We start from the raw sequence: 13557 nt of genomic DNA, 5'->3' as shown, positions 1-13557 counted from the left end.
TTCAGTCCTCCTCAGATCTTTTCGCCGCGGGCGCGGAGATCGGCGAGCACGGCGTCAATGCCGTTCTTGTCGATGGTGCGCAGGGCGTTGGCGGAAACACGCAGTTTGATCCAACGGTTTTCCGAGGCTACCCAGAAGCGGCGCTCGTGCAGGTTGGGAAGGAAACGGCGGCGGGTCTTGTTGTTGGCATGCGAGACGTTGTTACCCGTCATCACTTTCTTGCCGGTTACTTGGCAAACTCGACTCATGGTGCAACTCCTGGGTCAGGACTGGCCACCCATAGCCCGGGCGGCGGCGGCCCCGCGCGGCTGGTCTGGGGACCTGGCAGGCGCATGCGATGCGGGATGTTGCAGACGCTCCGCCAAGGGCCGGAATCGCACTTCCGGGGCCGGGGCCTGGGGCAGGTACGGAGCGAGCCGCGAATTATGCCGGCGCCCGGCGGCCCGCGCAAGGACTTATCCACAGCCCCGCCCACAGGGGTCTGGGGCCTAGTGGCTGGCGCGGTCCCGGCGCCAGCCGCGGTGCTGGATGTCGAGCCAGAGGCTGTAGGCGGCGGTGAAGCTGGGGAACAGGTTCTGGATGACGCCCACCGAGTCCTGCTTGGCGGAAAACAGGAAGTAGCTCAGGGTCATCAGCGCCCCCACCAGGCTCATGTACCAGAACGCCCGGGGGATGACCGGCTTGCCGGCGCGGCGCGAGGCGAAGAACTGGACCACCCAGCGGCCGCCGAACATCAGGGCGCCGGTATAGCCGATCAGCTTCCAGGGGGTGATGTGCATGCCGGTCCAGTCCAGCCAAAGCAGTTCCTGGTTCATGGCCTCACTCCAGTTCGCGCACGTCGGTGAGCCGGTTACGCTTGATCAGCCAGCCCACCCCGATCAGGTCGCGGATGCCTACCAGGGCGCGCCCCAGGTTGGTGTACTTGGACTGGCCGGCCCCGCGCGGACGGTGATTCACCGGCACGCTGACGGTGCGCCAGCCCGCCCGCTGCATCAGGGCCGGAAGATACCGGTGCATATGGTCGAACCAGGGCAGGTCCAGGAAGGCGGCACGTTCAAACAGCTTGGTGCCGCAGCCGGTGTCGGGGGTCGCATCGCGCAGCAGCCGCGAGCGGATCCCGTTGGCCCAGCGTGAGGCCCACTTCTTGCTGCCGCTGTCCTGACGCTGCGTGCGCCAGCCGGCGTAGAGCTTCACGTCGGTGGGGCCGGCGTCGCGGGCGGCCAGCAGCTTGGGGAGGTCGGCCGGGTCGTTCTGGCCGTCGCCGTCCAGGGTGGCGATCCATTCGCCGCGGGCGGCGCGGATGCCGGTGCGCAGGCCGGTGCTCTGTCCGCTCTGGCGGGCGTGGCTGAGTACGCGCAGCTCGAGGTGGCGGGTCTTGGCGGCCTGCAGGACGGCGAGGCTGTCGTCACTGCTGTGGTCGTCCACGACGATCAGTTCGAAGCCGACATGGCCACGCAGCGCGGACATCACTTCGTCCACGAGCCTGGGCAAGTTGCCGGCCTCGTTGAACGCTGGGATGACGACCGAAAGCTGGGGTTGGAGCACGACGACGACTTTGGGCGGTGCGCCCGGCTAGTGAAGGAGAACGCGATTATTCCAAGCGGGTTGTTAAAACTTCCTGCGCAGCGCGGGTCCCCGAGGCCTACTGTCCGCCGCGCAGACGCTCGAGGATGCCGTCCAGGGTGTCCAGGCCGTGGTAGCTGATCACCAGCTTGCCGCGGCCGCCGCGGCCGTGCTGCACCGCGACCTTGGCGCTGAGCTTCTCGGACAGCTCGCGTTCCAGCGCGGCAATGTCGGCATCGATCTTCTTGCCGTTGGGCTTGGCGGGTTTCTTGCCCGGAATCTGGCCCTTGCCCAGCATCTGGGCGCGACGCTCGACTTCGCGTACCGACCAGCCTTCGGCCACGGCCTCCTTCGCCAGCGACAGCGCCGCCTGCGGGGCCAGGGTGAGCAGGGCGCGGGCGTGGCCCATCTCCAGCTGCTTGGTCTCGAGCAGCTCGCGGATGCCGTCGGGCAGCTCGAGCAGGCGCAGCAGGTTCGACACCGCGGCGCGGGAGCGGCCGACGGCCTCGGCGGCCTGCTGGTGGGTGAGGCTGAACTCGTCGATCAGGCGGCTCAGCGCCTGGGCTTCCTCGAGCGGGTTGAGGTCTTCGCGCTGGATGTTCTCGATCAGCGCCATCGCGATCACGGCGCGGTCGTCGACCTCGCGCAGCACCACCGGCACGTCGGCCAGGCCGGCCTGGGTGGCGGCGCGCCAGCGGCGTTCGCCGGCGATGATCTCGTAGCGGGGCTGGCCGTCCTTGCCGGCGCCGATTTCCCGCACCACGATCGGCTGGATCAGGCCCTGGGCCTTGATCGACTCGGCCAGCTCGGTGAGCTTGGCCGGGTCCATGCCGGTGCGTGGCTGGTATTTGCCGGGCTGCAGGTGATCGATCGGCAGGCTGCGCAGGCCTTCGCCGCCGGCCGTCGCCGATTCAGCCGCGGGGGCCGCGCCTTTGTTGCCCGTGCCCAGCAGGGCCTCCAGGCCGCGGCCGAGGCCGCGCTTCTTGGTGCTCATGCCGACTCCTTCAACAGCTTTTTCTCGCGGCGCACGATCTCGCCGGCCAGCCCCAGGTAGGCGATGCCGCCGCGCGAGGCGCGGTCGTAGCCGACGATGGACTGGCCATGGCTGGGCGCCTCGGCCAGGCGCACGTTGCGGGGAATGATCGAACGGAAGACCTTGTCGCCGAAATGTTTGGTCAGCTCGCCCGAGACCGCATTGGCGAGGTTGTTGCGCACGTCGAACATGGTCCGGACGATGCCTTCGATTTCCAAGGCCGGGTTGAGCTTGCCCTTGAGTGCATTGATGGTGTCCACCAGCGAGCTCAGGCCCTCGAGCGCGAAGTATTCGCACTGCATCGGGACGATGACGCCATCGGCCGCGGCCAGGGCGTTGAGGGTGAGCAGGGACAGCGAGGGCGGGCAGTCGATGATGATGTAGTCGTACTGGTCGCGAACGGTGGCCAGCGCGGTCTTGAGCCGCTGCTCGCGCGCCGATTCGTCCATCAGCCGGATCTCGGCGGCGGTCAGGTCAATGTTGCCGGGCAGCAGGGCGTAGTTTTCCGGGGTGGTGACGATGGCGGCGGTGGCGCTGCATTCGCCCAGCAGCACCTCGCAGCTGGAGTTTTCCAGCTCGCGCTTGTCCACGCCCGAGGCCATGGTGGCGTTGCCCTGCGGATCCATGTCCACCAGCAGTACCTTGCGCGGGACCGCGGCGAGCGCGGCGGCCAGGTTCACGGCGGTAGTGGTCTTGCCCACGCCGCCTTTCTGGTTGGCAATGGCGATGATGCGGCCCATGCAGTCTCCTGGCGCCGGTCGTCGTGACCGGGGGTTGGTGGCGCGGATCGGGCATCCGCGAAGCGTCGGCCCGAACGGGTGATTATGCCGCCTGCGGGGGGTCGCGGGTGATCGTGACCAGATGCCGGTCGCCTTCCAGGCCCGGAACGGCCAGTGGCTGCACCGATTCCAGACGCCATCCGGCGGGCAGCGCGGCCAGTTCAGCGCTTGGGTACTGGCCTTTCATCGCCAGCAGCCGGCCGCCGGGTGAAAGCAGGTGGCCGCCCACGGCGAGAATGCCGGCCAGCGTGTCCATGGCGCGGGCCGTGATCTGGTCGTAGGCGCCGGGCTCGTTGACGGCTTCGGCCCGGCCGTCGAGCACGCGGATGTTGTTCAGGCCCAGCTGGCGCACGGCCTCGCGCAGGAAGCGGGTCTTCTTGCTGATGCTTTCGACCAGGGTGACCTGCAGGCCGGGGATGGCCATGGCCAGCGGGATGCCCGGCAGTCCGGGACCGGTGCCGAGGTCGGCCAGCTTGCCCTCGCGCACGTGCCGCCACATGGACAGCGAATCGAGCAAGTGCCGGGACAGCATCTCGTGCGGGTCGCGGACGGCGGTGAGGTTATAGGTCTTGTTCCAGCGATCGAGCAGCGCCAGATAGTCGAGCAGCCGCCCGGCCAGCGGCTGCGCCGGGAGCCCCAGCGCGACCAGGCCGGTCTCGAGCTCGGGAAGCAGATGCGATAGCGGATTCATGCCGCGCATTGTCGCCCATAACCACCATGTAGGAGGGCCTTCAGGCCCGAAGCTCTTCGCCGAGAAGCTTCGGGCCTGAAGGCCCTCCTACAAAAGCGGGGTGGCTCAGGCGGCGCGAAGGTCGCAGCGGATCACGCGCAGGCCCATGGCGGCGACACGCCGGTTGATTTCGGCCTTGAACTGTTCGACGGCGGGGCTGGGCAGGGTGGCCAGCACGTCGCGCGCCTGGTCGGTGACCAGCGCGTCAACGCGGTCGAGGTCGGCGCCGGCCTGGGCCGGGTCGAGGATCTGGTAGTAGAGCTCGGCATGACCGCCCGCTTCAGCGGAGACATCGAGGTGATGACCGATCAGGCAGACCGGCTGGCCCAGCTGGTCCAGGCCCGGCACGGTCCAGCGCCAGCCCGCGCCCAGGGCCCGGACGAAGCGGCCGAAGCGATGCACGGTGACCACGCAGTTGTCAGGAACGCGCCGGAAGCCGGTGAGCCAGGCCACGGAGGCCAAGGGCAGGGGGAGTGGCAGCAGCGGGCTCATGAATACTAATCAGACCAGGTAGTTAGGAAGTCTTGCTCAAGCATAGCCTTCAGAACGTGACTGGTTTCACAATACGGCCAAGACGGGCTTGACGCCGCCAGGTCAGGGAGGCGCCGCAGGGGCCTTTGGGCTCCGCGCCGGTGGCCTTTGCCCTCAGGCCTTGAACATGACCACGCCCAACCGCTCGCTCTTGGCCTGGTACATGGCGGCGTCGGCGGCGCGCAGGTAGTTGTCGGTGCTGTCGAATCCGGCCTGGCTGATCACAACGCCGATGCTCGCGGCGACGGTCACGGGTTTCCCGTCAAGTAAGTAGGGCGCGGCGAGCGCGGCGGCAATCTGTTTGACCCTGGCGCTTGCGCTGGCGGCATCCACCGATTCAAGCAGCACGTTGAACTCATCGCCACTCATGCGCGCAACCAGGTCGGCCGGCCGAACGCTGGCTTCGAGGCGGCGCGCCACCTGTTGCAATAGTTGGTCGCCGGCATGATGGCCGAGCGTGTCGTTGACGGCCTTGAAGTCATCCAGATCCAAGAGCAGCACGGCAAACGTGGCGGCGTTTTCTTTCTCCGCCGACGCGTTGTCCCGCGTCGCGTCTTTGTGCAGCGCGATGGCGTGCTCGAGGCGATCACGGAACAGCGGTCGCCCCGGCAGGCTGGTCAGGAAATCGTAGGAGCTGCCGCGCTCCGCCAGGTCGCTCAGTGAGCCCGCCATGCGCGAGGCGCTGCCGTTTTCAAAATGGGCGACGCCGCGCCAATTGACCCACACCAGTCGCCCTGACGCGTGAAGCGCCCGGAAGTCCACCGAAAAGTTCGGGCTGCCGCCCTCGAGATGCCTGAGATAGACGGCCTGCACGCGCTCGCGATCATCGGGATCGATCAGGGCCTCGAGGAAGGCCCAGCCGTCCTCATACTGGCCGCCGGCTCCCTCCAGCCCGACGATCTCGTGGAAGCGTTGGGAAGCGTGGAAAACGCCGGTGCTCAGGCTCCAGTCCCAGATGCCGTCGTTGGATCCGCGGGTGGCGAGTGCGTAGCGATGGTCGGACTGCACCAGCTCCAGCTCCGTCTGCTTTTGCTGGCTCACGTCGATCATCAGTCCGATCATGCGATTGGGCTGACCTGGCTCGACCACCGCGCGACACAGATCGCGCACCCAGACGACCTTGCCGCACTTGGCGATCAAGCGATAGCTCATCTCGTAGGCATAGCTCTCGCTTGCGTTGTAGGCCGCCTCGTCGATGGCATGCGCCGCGGCGAAATCCTCCGGGTGCACATGCGCGCGCCAGAAACCCGGATCGGCGCGCCACTCTTCGACCGTGTAGCCGAACAGGCGTTCCACCTGGGGGCTGAGGAAGGTATTGCCTACGCCGCGCTCGGCTTCCCAGACGACGCCGTCGATGGTCTCGAGCAGGCGCAGGAAGCGCTTTCGGATCTCGATCAAAACCTGTTCCGTGATCTCGGTGATCTCGATCAGCATGCCCTGCCGGCTCAGCACGCGATCCGCCGCATCGGTATCGGCCTGCAGCTGCAGGCGTACCCAACGATAGTCCGCGCCGGCGAAGCGCAGGCGGAACACGGGCATGCCCGAGCGCAGGGTGCCTTGGTCGTCGGGGTGTACGAATTCGAGCAGGGACTTGCCGATAGCCGCTTGCACGGAATGCCCGGTGACCTTTTGCCAGGCGGGATTCAAGTAGGTGATGACCCACTGCGAGCTGGTCTGTATGACGACGTCCGGCAGCAGTTGCAGCAATTCGTCAGGCGGCGTGGCGTGGGTTGGCATGACGAAAGTATAGGGGTCCAGCCGCCCGCCTTGTGGGCGCTCAGCGCCCGGGACGCCGGGCTGTCGTCGGGTCGCTGGCCGAGGCACGATTTGCCAAGACCAGACGGGCGGGTAAGTATCGGCTGCCCCCGCCGTCGAGAAGCCGTCATGCCCACCGTCCTTGTCACCGGCGCCACCGGGTTCCTGGGCCAGCATCTGGTCCGCGAGCTCGTTTCCGATGGCGTGTCGGTGCGTGGGCTGTCGCGTTCGGCCGCGGGCGACGCGGCGCTGGTTGCGCTGGGCGCCATGCCGGTGCGGGGGCATCTGGGGGATGCCGATGCACTGAACGCGGCGGCGACCGGCACGCAGGCGGTCTTCCACACCGCCGCGGACACCAACAACTGGGGCCCGGGCGATGCCGTCCAGACCGAAACCAACGTCGGGGGAACCGCCCGCCTGCTTCAGGCGGCACGCGCGGCGGGCGTCGGAACCTTCGTGCATACCTCCAGTGTTTCGGCCTACTCGCACTTGGTGCACGGCACGCTGCGCGAGGACGTGCCGCAGCGCGGCGCCGAGTCCTGGATCAACTACGAGCGCACCAAGTACGCCGCCGAGCGTCTGGTGCGCGAGTCCGGGCTGCCCTTTTTGGTGTTCCAGCCCTCGCATATCCTGGGGCCGGGCGACCGCAACAATTGGTCGAACCTGATTCGCCTGGTGGACGCCGGCAAGCTGCCGGGTGCGCCGCCGGGGTCAGGCGCGTTCGCTGATGTCCGTGAAATCGCCCGCGCCCAGGTTCGGGCCTGGCGCCAGCCGGCGCGGGACGAGACCTGGTTGGTGGGCGGTGAGCATGCCAGTTTCCAGGCGCTGGTCAGCGAAATCGGTCGTCAGTTGGACAAGCCGACGCCTTCGCGGCCGATGCCGGCGTGGCTGCTGCGCGGCCTCGCGCGCACGCTGGACCTGGCTTCACGCATCACTAGAAAGCGCCCGGACCTGACGCCCGCGGCGGTTACCTTCACCTGTCATGAGCTCAAGGTTGACTCAGGCAAGGCCGAGCGCGAACTCGGCTATCGCAGCACGCCGCTGCCGGCGCTGCTGGCTGACACCATCGCCTGGCTGCGCGCCGAAGCGCTGCTGACGCCTCAGTCGGCGCCGCCGCCTTCCATGCCGTAGCGCGCCAGCAGGTCGTTTGCCGAGGCGGGCTTGGCAAAGAAATAGCCTTGCCCGAGGCTCAGGCCCAGCAAGCGCAGCTGGTAACGCTGCTGTTCGGTCTCGATGCCTTCGGCGATTACTTCCAGCCCCAGCGAGTCGGCCAGCAGCCGGATCGCGCGCACGATGGCGGTGCTGCCGCCGCTCTCGCCGCTGCGCAGCTCGGTCACGAAGCTGCGGTCGATCTTGAGCCCGTGCAGCGGGAACCGGTGCAGGTAGCTGAGCGAGGAATACCCGGTGCCGAAATCGTCAAGCAGGGTCAGCACGCCCGTCTCGCGCAGGCGACCCAGGCAGGCGTTCACCTCCTCGGGCTGTTCAAGCAGCGCCCCTTCCGTCACCTCCAGGCGCAGGTGGCCAGGCTTCACGCCGTGTCGCGACATCAGCTCAAGCAGGCGCTGGTCGAAGTCGGGCGTACGCAGGTGTCGCGGCGAGACATTGAGCGTGGTGTAGCCGTTGCGCGCCGAGAGTCGCTTGATGTCACGGCAGGCCAGGTCGTAGATCTGCCAGTCCATGTGTTCGAGGCTGCCGGTTTCCTCGGCAATGCCGAGGAACTCGCCCGGCGCGAGCAGGCCGCGCACCGGATGGTGCCAGCGCATCAGCGCTTCGAAACCGACCAGGCCGCCGTCGGCCAGCGTGAGGATGGGCTGGTAGTAAGGCTCGAACTCATGGCGCTGCAGCGCGCGGCGCAGGTCACCCTCGAGCTCAAGCAGCTTCAGCGCGGCCTCGTGCAGCTGTTCGTCGAAGATGGAATAGCCCTGGCGGCCGTTGGCCTTGGCGCGGTACATGGCGACATCGGCGTCGCGCAACAGCTCCTCCGGACGGCGGTAGCGGCCGTCCACCACGGCGATGCCGATGCTGGCCGAGGTGTAGAGCTCCTTGCCGGCGATACGCATCGGCGCCGCCAGCGCTTCGATCACACGCTCGGCGACGGCCACCGCGTCCTCGTCGCCGTGGATGAAGTCGAGCACGATCGCGAATTCGTCGCCGCCCAGGCGCGCCACCATGTCCGGGTCGCGTACGCAGCTGCCGATTCGGCGGGCGGCTTCCTTGAGCAATTCATCGCCGACCAGATGGCCGACCGAGTCGTTGACTACCTTGAATCGGTCGAGATCGAGGAACAGGACGGCGAACTGCTGGCGCTCATCGGCGCGATAGCGCGACAGCGCCTGGCCCATGCGGCCGAGCAGGTGGCTTCGATTGGGCAGGCCGGTCAGCGTGTCGTGCAGCGCTTCGTGCTTGAGCTTGCGCTCCATGCGCTCGCGCACCGAGATCTGTCCGAGCAGCTCGCGGTTCGCGTCGGCGAGTTCGGCGGTACGCGAGGCCACGCGCTGCTCGAGGTCGGCGTAGGCCAGGCGCAGTGATTCGTTGGCGCGCCGCCGCTCCAGTGCCTGTGCAATATGGAAAGAAACGAAACTCAGCAGCTCCTGGTCGCGCCGGGTGTACAGGTAGTCCGGCGTATAGCTCTGCACGGCGATAACGCCGGCGGCGTGGCCGTCCAAATGCAGCGGAACGCCCAGCCAGCACACCGAAGGCGTGCCGAACGACAGCAGCTTCTTGCTTGCGATCAACGAGCGCACTTCGTCCCGGTCCGCCAGCAGCGGTGCGCCCGTGTTGAGTACGTACTCTGTCATGCCGCGCGCCAGCCGGCGGCGCGGTCGTTTCTGGTCGCGTTCGTCCACCGAATACGGGAAGTCGAGCTCCTGCTGGTCCTCGGTGAGCAAGGCGATGAAGAAGTTCCGGGCGTCGAGCAGGTCGCTGACGATGCCGTGCACCTCGGCGTAGAAGACCTCGATGCTTTCGCTGCGCCCGGCCTGCTCGGCGATGCGGAACAGCGCCGCCTGCAGTTTCTCGCTACGCTCTCGTTCGGTAACCTGCTCGCGCAGTTCGCGGGTGCGTTCGTCCACGCGGCGCTCGAGCTCTTCCTGTGCCTCGCGCCGGGCCAGGGCGGTAAGAATGTGCTGGGCGACGTAGCCGAGAAGGGTGCGATCGTCTTCCGTGTAGCGCGATTCCGGATCGTAGCTTTGCACCACCACTGCACCGCGTACGACGCCGTCGTCCACCATCGGCACGCCCAGCCAGTCCACGCTGTCCGGACCCAGGCTCTCGTCATGCGTGACCCCCAGCTGGCGACGCACCAGGTCGGAAGGGCCGAGCACCGGCTTGCCGTGACGGATCAGGGCCAAGGTGAGGCTGTTGGCCATCCGGTCCGCGCTGAACTCTTCTTTCGGATCCGGATAGCTCTCGTCGAGGCTGTCGGCGAAGTAGGCAAAGCGCATCGCTTCGGTCTCGGGCGAGTATCGAACGATGTAGAAATTCTCCGCGTACATCAGGCGGCCGACGATTTCATGCAGACCGCGCAATACAGCCGTGGTGTCCTGGTCGGAGCTGGCCAAGTCGCTGATCGCGAACAGTGCGCGCTGCAGTCGTTCGGCGCGGCCCAGGCGTTCGACGTCCACCCGCAGGCGCTGGACCTCGATGGCCAGGGTGGCGGACTCGTCGGTCCGTGTTGGCTCGGCGATGTTGGCGGGCGCGGGGCTCTGCGCCTGGGGACTCTGCGACATCTAGGATCCGTGCCCCTACCCGGGGGTTGGCGGAGTGTATCAGCCGGTTCGAGCGCCGCCTGCCAGTACCGTGGCGGTGTCGCCACAGGTCAGCAGGCGGCCGTCGGCAATGACGGCGGTGCGTTCGGCCAGCGCCCGCGCCGCGCCGAAATCATGGGTGATGAACAGCAAGGCCAGCCCGCGCTCGCGCTTGAGTTGACCCAGCAGCGCCAGCACGCCGGCGCGGTGATGGGCATCGAGTGCGGACACCGCTTCGTCGCAGACCAGCAGGTCGGGATCGGTCGCCAGCGCGCGGGCGATGGCGACGCGCTGGCGCTGGCCGCCGGAAAGCTGGTGTGGCCAGCGCGCGGCCAGGTCCGGATCCAGGCCCACGGCCTGCAGCAAGGCCGCGACCCGCGCGGGATGGGATGCAGCGGCGCCGAGCGCATGGATGCGCAGCGGCTCGGCCACTATCTCGCCGATACGCATGCGTGGGTCGAGCGAGGCATAAGGATCCTGGAACACCACGCCGATGCGTCGGCGCAGCGCCCGCAGCCGGCCGCGTCCGGCCGACAGCAGGTCTTCGCCGTCGAGCAGGATGCGGCCGTGCACCCCACGCACCACCAGCCGCAGCAGCGCGCGGCCGAGGGTGCTTTTGCCGCTTCCGCTTTCGCCGACCAGGGCCAGGCATTCGCCGCGATGCAGCGACAGGCTGGCGTCCTGAAGCGCGGCCACGGGCGCGCGCGGGTAATGCACGGTGAGGCTGTCCACCTGCAGCAGGCGCGGGCCGGGGGTCGCCTGCTCCGGCGCGGGCAACTGGTCGGCGGCCAGCAGTTCGCGGGTGTAAGCGTGCGCGGGTCGAGTGAATATCTCGGCGGCGTCCCCGGCCTCGACGCATTCGCCCTGGCGCAGAACGGCCACGCGCTGTGCGTAGGCAGCCACCAAGGGCAGATCGTGGCTGACCAGCAGGACCGCCAGGCCCAATTCGCGCCGCAGCGCGTCGATCAGGTCGAGCGACTCTTTCGCCAGTCGCGGGTCCAGTGCCGACGTCGGCTCGTCCGCCAGCAGCAGCCGGGGTGAGCCGGCGAGGGCCAGGGCCAGCAGCACGCGCTGGCGCTGGCCGCCCGACAACTGGTGCGGGTAGCGCGCCATCAGCGCGGGCGGCGTGGGCAGCTGCAGCCGCTCGAAAAGTGCCAAAGCCTCGCGTTGGGCCGTCGCCGCGTCCAGGCCGCGCAGTACGCGCAGGCTTTCGATCAGCGTTGCGCCGACCCGGCGCAGCGGATGCAGGCTGGCCTGCGGGTCCTGCGGCATCCAGGCGATGTCGCGCCCGCGCAGCGCGACGTGGTCGCTGCGCCCGGCATCGAGCGTTCGGCCCTGCCATGACAGGGTTCCGCACGCCCGCAGCCCGGGCGGCAGCAGGCCCAGTAGCGACAGCACGGTCAGGCTTTTGCCGCTGCCGCTTTCGCCCACGAGGCCCAGGCACTGACCCGGCGCCAGCTCCATGTCCAGCGGGCCCAGCAGCCGCTGCGGGCCGGCGCGCACTTCCAGCCCGCGCAGCGACAGCAGGGCGCTCATGCCGCCGCTCCGCGCACGTCCAGCCAGTCGCGCAGCCCGTCACCCAGAATCTGGAAGCTGGCCAGGGTCGCGACCAGGAAACCGGCGGGGAACAGCAGCGACCAAGGTGCGGTGTCGAGTTCCTGGCTGCCTTCGTGCAGCAGGCTGCCCCAGCTGGCGGCAGGTTCGTCCACGCCCAGGCCCAGGAACCCGAGGAAGCTCTCGACCAGAATCGCCTGCGGCAGGATCAGGCCCAGATAGACCAAGGCCAGCGGAAGCAGGTTCGGCAGCAGGTGCCAGCGCAGCACCTGGTCGAAGCGCGCTCCCGCCGCGCGCGCAGCCAGCACGAACGGCGCTTCGCGCAGGCGTGCGGACTCGGCGCGGACAACGCGCGCAAGATCAATCCACACATAGCCGCCAATCGCCGCCAGCAGCAGCCACAGCGAGCGGCCGAACAGCGCCAGCAGCAGGATCACGATCAGCAGGAAAGGTAGCGCCGACATCAGGTCCAGCACGCGCACCATGGCCCGCTCGACGCGACCGCCGGCGTAGCCCGCGATGGCGCCGTAGGCCAGGCCGATGGCGAGCGCCATCACGGTCGCCAGCGCCCCCACCGTCAGCGACAGCCGGCCGCCGGCCAGCGTGCGCGCCAGGATGTCGCGGCCGATCGCGTCGGTGCCGAACCAGTGGCCGCTGGCCAGCGATGGGGCTGAAGACAGCGCGCTCCAGTCCGGCCGGTGCGGGTCGTGTCCGGGCAGCAGCAGCGCCAGCCAGCAGGCCGCTGCCAGCAGCGCGATCAGCCACAGGCAGGCGCGGGCGGAGCGGGGCAGGGGCGGCCGCGGGGTCATGCCTCGCATCTTAGCCGTCGCGTGCGGGGCGTATCATGGGCTCAGGCTATTGGCAGCGAGACCCTGTATGGCGTTCCCCTACACCCGCCCCCGGCGCATGCGCCGCGACGATTTTTCCCGGCGCCTGATGCGCGAGCATCGACTGGTCGCCGACGACCTGATCCTGCCCGTGTTCATCCACGAACTGCAGGGCCGCGCTGCGGTTGCGTCCATGCCCGGCGTTGAGCGCCTGTCCCTGGACGAACTGCTGCGCACGGCCGAGCAGGCCGTGGCGCTGAAGATTCCCGCCATCGTGCTGTTCCCGGTCACGGCGCCGGAGGCCAAGTCGCTCGACGCCGCTGCCGCCTGGGATGAGGACGGACTGGTCCAGCGCGCCATCCGCGCGCTAAAGCAGCGTTTTCCGGAGCTGGGCGTGATCACCGATGTCGCGCTCGATCCCTACACCACCCACGGCCAGGACGGCCTGGTGGACGCCGATGGCCACGTGGTGAATGACGACACCGTTGATGCGTTGGTGATGCAGGCGCTGTCGCATGCCGCAGCGGGTGCCGACGTGGTCGCGCCCAGCGACATGATGGATGGCCGCATCGGCGCGATTCGCGAGGCGCTGGAAGAAAACGGCCACTCCGACACCCGCATCCTCGCCTACGCCGCCAAGTACGCCTCCAGCTTCTACGGTCCGTTCCGCGACGCCGTCGGCAGCGCCGGCGCCCTGGGCAAGGGCAACAAGTACACGTATCAGATGGACCCGGCCAATTCCGACGAAGCCCTGCGCGAGGTCGGCCTGGACCTCGAGGAGGGCGCCGACATGGTGATGATCAAGCCAGGCCTGCCCTACCTCGACATCGTCCGGCGGGTGAAGGATCACTTCGGTGCGCCGACCTTCGTCTACCAGGTGAGCGGCGAGTACGCGATGCTCAAGGCGGCCGCGCTCAACGGCTGGCTCGATGAGCGCGCCTGCGCGCTGGAAACCCTGCTGTCCATCAAACGCGCCGGCGCTGACGGCGTGCTCACCTATTTCGCGCTCGACGCGGCCCGCTGGCTTAAAGAGGAATGA

13 protein-coding genes are annotated in these 13557 nt (G+C 68.3%); 2 read left to right on the top strand and 11 right to left on the bottom strand.

Features of this window, described 5'->3' with window-relative positions; translation table 11 throughout:
- Positions 1 to 11: 11 nt before the first annotated feature.
- From rpmB to ACYVGY_RS08265, 8 genes are all read right to left on the bottom strand, one after another.
- Positions 12 to 248, bottom strand: coding sequence for a 50S ribosomal protein L28 (rpmB, locus tag ACYVGY_RS08300; protein WP_460457019.1), 237 nt, complete (start codon positions 246 to 248; stop codon positions 12 to 14).
- 240 nt (positions 249 to 488) lie between these two features.
- Complete coding sequence (locus ACYVGY_RS08295; protein ID WP_460457018.1) at positions 489 to 815, bottom strand: lipid-A-disaccharide synthase N-terminal domain-containing protein; 327 nt, start codon at positions 813 to 815, stop codon at positions 489 to 491.
- Positions 816 to 819: 4 nt separating this feature from the next.
- On the bottom strand, positions 820 to 1545 hold the full coding sequence (locus ACYVGY_RS08290; RefSeq protein WP_460457017.1) for a glycosyltransferase family 2 protein: 726 nt from the start codon (positions 1543 to 1545) through the stop codon (positions 820 to 822).
- 97 nt (positions 1546 to 1642) lie between these two features.
- Positions 1643 to 2557, bottom strand: a complete 915-nt coding sequence (locus ACYVGY_RS08285; RefSeq protein ID WP_460457016.1) for a ParB/RepB/Spo0J family partition protein — start codon at positions 2555 to 2557, stop codon at positions 1643 to 1645.
- Positions 2554 to 3336 (bottom strand): ParA family protein, encoded by a 783-nt coding sequence (locus ACYVGY_RS08280; protein ID WP_460457015.1) that lies wholly within the window; start codon positions 3334 to 3336, stop codon positions 2554 to 2556. The genes ACYVGY_RS08285 and ACYVGY_RS08280 overlap by 4 nt, the downstream gene beginning before the upstream one ends.
- Positions 3337 to 3418: 82 nt before the next feature.
- The gene (rsmG, locus tag ACYVGY_RS08275) at positions 3419 to 4066 is read right to left on the bottom strand and encodes a 16S rRNA (guanine(527)-N(7))-methyltransferase RsmG (protein WP_460457014.1); all 648 of its coding nucleotides are present in this window, start codon (positions 4064 to 4066) and stop codon (positions 3419 to 3421) included.
- Positions 4067 to 4171: 105 nt separating this feature from the next.
- The gene (locus ACYVGY_RS08270) at positions 4172 to 4597 is read right to left on the bottom strand and encodes a hypothetical protein (protein ID WP_460457013.1); all 426 of its coding nucleotides are present in this window, start codon (positions 4595 to 4597) and stop codon (positions 4172 to 4174) included.
- 153 nt (positions 4598 to 4750) lie between these two features.
- Positions 4751 to 6373, bottom strand: coding sequence for a GGDEF domain-containing protein (locus tag ACYVGY_RS08265; protein WP_460457012.1), 1623 nt, complete (start codon positions 6371 to 6373; stop codon positions 4751 to 4753).
- Between the two features lie 147 nt (positions 6374 to 6520).
- Between ACYVGY_RS08265 and ACYVGY_RS08260 the strand changes: the two genes are divergently transcribed.
- Entirely contained in the window at positions 6521 to 7522 is a 1002-nt protein-coding gene (locus ACYVGY_RS08260) for an NAD-dependent epimerase/dehydratase family protein (protein ID WP_460457011.1), read from the top strand.
- Here ACYVGY_RS08260 and ACYVGY_RS08255 read toward each other — a convergent pair.
- From ACYVGY_RS08255 to ACYVGY_RS08245, 3 genes are read right to left on the bottom strand one after another with little or no spacing between them, the layout of a single operon-like run.
- On the bottom strand, positions 7492 to 10119 hold the full coding sequence (locus tag ACYVGY_RS08255; protein ID WP_460457010.1) for a bifunctional diguanylate cyclase/phosphodiesterase: 2628 nt from the start codon (positions 10117 to 10119) through the stop codon (positions 7492 to 7494). The two genes, ACYVGY_RS08260 and ACYVGY_RS08255, sit on opposite strands and share 31 nt — an antisense overlap.
- Positions 10120 to 10158: 39 nt before the next feature.
- On the bottom strand, positions 10159 to 11673 hold the full coding sequence (locus ACYVGY_RS08250; RefSeq protein ID WP_460457009.1) for an ATP-binding cassette domain-containing protein: 1515 nt from the start codon (positions 11671 to 11673) through the stop codon (positions 10159 to 10161).
- Positions 11670 to 12500, bottom strand: coding sequence for an ABC transporter permease (locus ACYVGY_RS08245; RefSeq protein ID WP_460457008.1), 831 nt, complete (start codon positions 12498 to 12500; stop codon positions 11670 to 11672). The genes ACYVGY_RS08250 and ACYVGY_RS08245 overlap by 4 nt, the downstream gene beginning before the upstream one ends.
- Positions 12501 to 12567: 67 nt before the next feature.
- Here ACYVGY_RS08245 and hemB point away from each other — a divergent pair, with 67 nt between their 5' ends.
- Positions 12568 to 13557: a porphobilinogen synthase gene (gene hemB, locus ACYVGY_RS08240; protein WP_460457007.1), complete on the top strand. Its 990-nt coding sequence runs from the start codon at positions 12568 to 12570 to the stop codon at positions 13555 to 13557.

This window comes from Arenimonas alkanexedens, from assembly GCF_054781355.1.
This window is presented reverse-complemented; position numbering and strand designations above follow the sequence as displayed.